The organism is Deltaproteobacteria bacterium, assembly GCA_011773515.1.
Classification (GTDB): Bacteria; Desulfobacterota; Deferrimicrobia; order J040; family J040; genus WVXK01.
Genome location: WVXK01000006.1, coordinates 33,894 through 39,142 on the forward strand (window position 1 = coordinate 33,894; position 5,249 = coordinate 39,142).

The 5,249-nt window shown below is 56.1% G+C and carries 2 protein-coding genes and 2 tRNA genes; 3 read left to right on the forward strand and 1 reads right to left on the reverse strand.

Annotated features, from left to right (window positions below; all coding sequences use genetic code 11):
* A partial coding sequence (locus tag GTN70_00860; GenBank protein ID NIO15550.1) for a hypothetical protein occupies window positions 1–456 on the reverse strand: 456 nt, incomplete at its 3' end.
* Between the two features lie 115 nt (window positions 457–571).
* Between GTN70_00860 and GTN70_00865 the strand changes: the two genes are divergently transcribed.
* The 3 genes from GTN70_00865 to GTN70_00875 all read left to right on the forward strand — a co-directional run bounded on the left by GTN70_00865 (window position 572) and on the right by GTN70_00875 (window position 5,242).
* Window positions 572–647 (forward strand) — tRNA-Val (locus GTN70_00865).
* A gap of 9 nt (window positions 648–656) precedes the next feature.
* A tRNA-Asp gene (locus GTN70_00870) sits at window positions 657–734 on the forward strand.
* A 1,502-nt stretch (window positions 735–2,236) separates the two neighbouring features.
* Window positions 2,237–5,242, forward strand: coding sequence for an amino acid dehydrogenase (locus GTN70_00875; GenBank protein NIO15551.1), 3,006 nt, complete (start codon window positions 2,237–2,239; stop codon window positions 5,240–5,242).
* Window positions 5,243–5,249: the final 7 nt, after the last annotated feature.

A 5,249-nucleotide genomic window follows, 5' to 3' on the forward strand; every position in this document is an offset into this window, starting at 1 on the left:
GACTTCCCCGGCACGGGGATATGCCTCGATCAGCGAGCCGGCTATCAGGTCAAGGGCCCCGGGAAGGAGGGAAACGCCGGTGATGCAGGGTATGCCTTTTTCTTTCAGCAGTTCTTCCTTTCCCCCACCGATCGATACCCGGGCCATGTTTGCCGCAACGATTGGATGGCCCCCCCTCATGGATCCCTCGATGACCTGTTCCCCGAAGCGGTACCAGGGGCCGACGAGGGACACGATCACGGATCCGTCCCGCGCGGCCTTATCGAGGGACTCCGGGCTGGATGCGTCAACCATCCGGGCGCTGAACCTGTCGCCGAGCCTCCTTGCCATCTTCCGCGCGGTCCTGTAGTCGTAATCGGCGATGACGAACTCGCACGTTTCGGGGAGATGGGCGGCGTAAGCGTTGATTACCGTCCGGCCGAAGAGGCCTGCTCCGCCAAGGAGGACTACTTTCACGCTCGGTCTCCTTCTTTCGTGTGATACCCGCTTGCAATGATAAGATTAATATTGACTCTTAATCAAGGTTTTGGTGTATAATCATCGTCTTAGGTCGCAATTCAAAACAGCTTTCGGGCGGATAGCTCAGGTGGGAGAGCACCAGCCTTACAAGCTGGGGGTCACAGGTTCAAATCCTGTTCCGCCCACCAACTTTTTGCGGGGTCGTAGTTAAGCCTGGTTATAACGCCGGCCTGTCACGCCGGAGGCCGCGGGTTCAAATCCCGTCGACCCCGCCATTCTTTTATCCCCGTCATCCTTACGTTTCAAACACTTGCCGACCGCAAACCCTCTAAAATCAACGGCACTGGAACGGCACTGAGCATATATTAGTGCCGTTCTTTATTATCCATACAAGGGCAAGGAGGTCCTATGTTTGAACTTGGAAAGATAGATAGCAGTGACCAGAAAAATAGTAAAAGGTTAGTTCCCCGCGAAGCGATCCTCAAAGAATGCAATTGGTGCAAAAACGGATATAGGTTTCCTGCGAAAGTAAGGAATGCAAACTAAACTCCCGGGTAACTCCCGGGTTGACTCCACTCAAGAGGATCAGGGCGCATTGCATTGATTGTGTCGGTAGCGTAAACGAGGTGAATGATTGCGGTGGGGATCAGGTACTATACCCGAGACCTCATGTTTGCTTCCTCTATGAATTCCGGTTTGGGAAGAATCCATACATTCGAGGACCAAGAGACACCAGGGGGCTTCGTCCTTTCAAAAAAGGCGAAATTTCTCCGTGTAAGATTGGCATTAAAACCAGCCAGAATCGGTTTGCCAGAGAGGGCAAGAGGGAAACCCAGGGAGAGAGGTAGATGTGAAAAATATATCTCGTTGATAAAGGGACATTAATTATGGCCCAGGGTTTACTGATCTTCCTTAACAACCTCACCCTCGATTTCCCGGGGTTCGGTTTCCTTACTTCTGACCTCTTCGTTTGCTTTTTGAGCAGCAATGAGGATGTTAAAAGAAAGGTTTGTTAGGGGATTTTTATCCTGCTCCCTCAAAGCCTTTACTGTATCTGCGCTGATCCCCGCCCAACTTCATATTTATTGGTTGATGGCAGCACGTTTCCCAATGGGGAGATTGTCCCACCAGGGAAGGAGGAGTTATCCTGGCGAGGGGATCGTGCTGCCACCGGTCATAATGAATAGCCATCGGGGAGGAAGGAAAAGATAGCCATTCATCACGAACTTTATATTACAACTTTTACAATATGTCAAATAAAACTTTTACAATATGTCAAATCTAAAATTACACTCTGTGGGGAAAATAAAATTTTGAAGAAAAACTCTGAGGGGAAAAACTTTAGATCCCTTCGCCGCCTTTCAATTTTCCCTTCGCCTCTTCTCCCAGGTCAATCATTTCCTCTAAGCCGCGTGAAGAAACCAGGCATTTGAATCGGTTGAATTTGTCTCGCTTCCGGTGCCGGCGGCCTGTATCCAAGAGCACTGTGGGGCGTAATTTGGTTATATTGGCACCGCCATTCTTTTTTTAAATTACCCAAAATAGAAAATATGCAATGCGGAATGAAAACGGTTTCCAGTTTACGGTTTCCAGTTTACGGTTAACGGTTTACGGTTTACGGTTAACGGTTTCCAGTTAACGGTTTCCGGTTTCCGGTTGAACGAGAAACGAGAAACGAGAAACAAGAAACCAGATTGGGTAGATTCCTCGCCCGTAAATTGGTACAAATAGGAAATAGAGGCCGGTTTCCTGCACAAAGGCACGATTCGGGGTAAATATGAAAAAACTTGATTACCGCGACCTCGATATTCTTCTTTCCCGGGATGAGCAGCGGACCTCGGACAACCTGCGCTGGTTGTGGGACAACATGCCCCCCTACTTCTTCGTTTCGATGCGCGAGATACCGCAGGCAGTCCTGCGACTGGCCCACTTCCTGGGGCAGCTTCCCCGGGACCGGGAGGTCGTGCTCCTGGACCAGGACAACACCATCGTAACGGCCCGCATCAACTCGCCCGGCTCGGTTCACGATACGCTGAGGCGGTTTCCCGACAGGGATATCTCCTACGCAGAGATGGCAAGGTCGCGGGTTCCTGCTCCGGGGGCCGAAAAGGAGGTGGAGGTTTTCCGTTTCGAGACCCGGAGGAGAGCGGGGATCGAGATGGAGGAAGGCGGGGAGCCCCCGATTCCTGCCTCTCTCCGCCGTGCCATCACTTCCCGGGCCCTTGCGGAGTACCCCGATTTTCAAAGAAAGGACATCCACAAGGTGATGGACACGCTCTGGGCGAGCGACCCGGGGTATATAGTCTCCTCGCCGCTGCTTCGCGTCGCGCGAACCCTCAGGCTTCTTTATCTTGGCCGGGCAAGCGGGGGGCTCTACATGGACGTGGAAAATACGGAGGTCCTTGCGAAACAGGGGGAATCGCGACTGCTCTTTGCCGTGGGCAATCCTCCCCAGGTCGACTTTCTGGTTCAGGTTTTGGAAGTTTTAAACCGACTCGATTTCGGTGTCGACCGTTTCTACTGCCTGATCATCAGAAAAGGGGCCTTTCCCTATTTTCTCGGCAGCTTCTACGGCGCCTCCCGCCCGGGTAAGCTCCTGAAGAGGGACATGCCGGCTTTCGAATCTATCAAGCGGGAGCTGTACAACACCCAGGTGCTGGCGACGGGCACGCCGACCTATACCTCCTTTCTTCGCGACAGGATCGTAAGCGGTGAGGACGCCTCGCTCATAAACGCCTTCATCGCTTTCTGCCACACGACCCTGGCCCACAGTCAGCCGGAGAGGTACGGGTTCGAGGACGTGATGCGGGCTTTCCACTCCCATCCAGACATGTGCCTCAGGCTGACCGGCCTTTTCCGGGCCCGTTTCGATCCCGATCTGCCGGACCGGAAAACCAAGTTCGACAGCCTGTGGGAAAAGACACGGGAGAAGGTGAAGTCGTTCAACACGGGGCACCGCCACATCGATGAGTTCCGCCGGGAGGTCTTCCACGCCTGCATCACCTTTATCCGGAACACCCTGAAAACCAACTTCTTCGTCCCGGAAAAACACGCTCTGGCTTTCCGACTCGACCCGGCCTACCTGAAAGAACTGCCCTCGAAGTTCACGGTTGATCTGCCGGCCAGGCGGCCGTTCCGCGTCACCTTTTTCTTCGGGCGCCACGGAATCGGGTACCACGTGGGCTATTCCGACATCGCCCGCGGTGGCTGGCGGACCGTCATCACGCGTTCCCGGGACGATTACGTCACCAACGCCAACCCCCTGTTCCGTGAGGTCTGCGTTCTTGCACACACGCAGCATCTGAAGAACAAGGATATCTACGAGGGCGGCTCAAAGATGGTGGCGATTCTCGACGCCGAGGGCACGGTTGGCCGCGAGGGGGAAACCCAGCGGCTCCATCGGCTCCAGTACGGTTTTATAAACGCGTTCCTTGACATATTCGTGACGAGAGATGGGCGGGCAGTGAACCCCCGCGTGGTGGATTACTGGGGTGAGGAAGAGCCGATCGAGCTCGGGCCCGACGAAAACATGCACGACGCCATGGTCGAACAGATCGCGAAGCTCTCGGAGAGGCGGGGCTATGTGCTCGGGCGGGGCGTGATGTCGAGCAAGCGGGTCGGCATCAACCACAAGGAGCACGGGGTCACCTCCATCGGTGTCATCAAGTTTGCCGAAGTGGTCATGAAGAGCCTCGGTGTTGACATATTCAAGAACCCCTTTTCCGTTAAAATGACGGGCGGCCCGGGAGGGGATGTTGCCGGCAACGCCCTGCGTATCCTGATCGATGCGTGTCCCGGAGTCTCCGTTCTCCTCGTCCTCGACGGTTCCGGGGCCCTGTACGATCCCGAAGGGCTGGACAAGAAGGAGTTGCGGCGCATCATCCACCGGGGCGACGTTGAGGCCTTCGATCCCGGGCGGATACATCCCGGGGGGTTTCTCCTGTACCGGAATCAGCGGCGAACCGAGGGCCCCCGTGAGCTGTACCGAAAGGCGGTGCGGACGGCCGAGGGGCTGGACGACCGGTGGGTGACCACCGACGCGTTCAACCGCGATTTCGATGGGCTCGTCTATTCCACGGAGGCGGACCTGCTCATTCCCGCGGGCGGGAGGCCCGAGACCATAGACGATCACAGCTGGCCCCGGCTGTTTCGCGACGACGGGAGGCCCACCTGCAGGGTCATCGTCGAGGGGGCGAATTCGTTCCTCACGCCCACCGCGCGCGACGAGATTCAGCAGAGAGGGGTGGTCGTCATTCGCGACGCGTCGGCAAACAAGTGCGGGGTGATCGCCTCGTCCTACGAGATCATCGCCAACCTCCTGATGAGTGACCGAGAATTTCTCGCCCACAAGGAGGAATATGTGGGCCACGTGATAGACATACTCAAAGCCCGCTCGGAGGCCGAGGCCAGGCTCATCCTCAAGCGGCACCTCGAACGGGGCGGCCGGCAATCCTTTACCGAAATTAGCGATACCCTGAGCCTGGAGATCAACGATCTCTACCAGCGCCTCTTCGCCTACTTTCAGAGGTTCCCTGACCTCTGGAGAAAACCCCTCTACCGGGAGTGCCTCCTCGGCCATCTGCCCGAGCTCATCCGGCAGACGCCCCGCTATCGGCGCAGGATCGGCCGCCTTCCTCCTAAATACCGCAACGCCATACTGGCCGCCGAACTTGCGGCGTCCATGGTGTACCGGGAGCAGACCCGGCCCACCCTCGAAGAGAGCGTCACCTTTTTCCTGCGGAGGAAACGGGCGGAGAGAGAGGGAGGGCGAAACAGGTCATAGGTCACCG